A 323-nucleotide genomic window follows, 5' to 3' on the forward strand; every position below is an offset into this window, starting at 1 on the left:
GCAGTCATGATCAAAACGTGACGGTTCACTTGAAGCATGGCACAACTGATATCCAAGAAACCAAGAAAGTGAGCTTGACAGTTCGTTATCATGGAGCGGGTAGTCAAACGCCAGCTAATAATGTACAAACAGCAACGTGGACACGCACAGTAACGAAAGATAAGATCACAGGCACTGAAGTTTCGGCTACAGCTTGGATCAGTGACAAAGCTAATTATGACGCTGTGCCATCCCCAGTGATTCCAGGTTATAGGGTAGATGTTGCGGCTGTTCCATCAGAAACAGTCACTCAAGAGGATATTGTCAAGGATGTGCATTACACT

The 323-nt window shown here is 45.2% G+C and carries 1 protein-coding gene; it reads left to right on the top strand.

The genetic code is table 11. The annotated features are described in order from the left end of the window. The coding region (locus HMPREF2963_RS05490) for a mucin-binding protein (protein WP_410002504.1) at window positions 1–323 on the top strand (323 nt) is incomplete at both ends.

This window comes from Streptococcus sp. HMSC067A03, assembly GCF_001814295.1.
Lineage (GTDB): Bacteria > Bacillota > Bacilli > Lactobacillales > Streptococcaceae > Streptococcus > Streptococcus constellatus.